The 435-nt window shown below is 64.6% G+C and carries 1 protein-coding gene; it reads right to left on the reverse strand.

Features of this window, described 5'->3' with window-relative positions:
* Nucleotides 1-34: 34 nt before the first annotated feature.
* The coding region (locus HX846_RS06145) for an HDOD domain-containing protein (protein ID WP_178965137.1) at nt 35-435 on the reverse strand (401 nt) is incomplete at its 5' end.

Consider the following 435-nt stretch of genomic DNA (forward strand, 5'->3'; position numbering starts at 1 on the left):
GCAAGCCAGCTCCCACACTGGCACGCATCGCCTGCTAGGTTTTGCGCATACGCGTCAATTCCGGCAAACCCACCTTGAGCAAGCGTGCCGTCTTGCCTTTCGCCAATGCCTCGACGCCTTCATGCTCGGTCAGCCGCGCCAGTTGCGCCGCCAGGTTCATCACCAGCGCTTCGCGGGAATACACCCCGCCCTCCAGCGAATAAATCGCCGCGATCAACTGGCGCAACTCCAGCGGCAGGCGCCAGCGTGTGCGCAGTGCCGAACCATAGGCCGCGCCGAAGGTGTAGAGGGACTCGCCAATCGCTTCATCATCCAGTTCGCCACCGCCCAGCAGCCAGTCTTGCAGGCACCGCAGCAAGGCCAGGTCGCCAAGGCGATGGAGGATCCCGGCGCTGTAGCAGCGCTCGTGATCCAGGTCGAGCATGCGCGCCAGGC

It is taken from the genome of Pseudomonas sp. K5002, assembly GCF_013386655.1.
In the GTDB taxonomy this organism is placed as follows: Bacteria; Pseudomonadota; Gammaproteobacteria; order Pseudomonadales; family Pseudomonadaceae; genus Aquipseudomonas.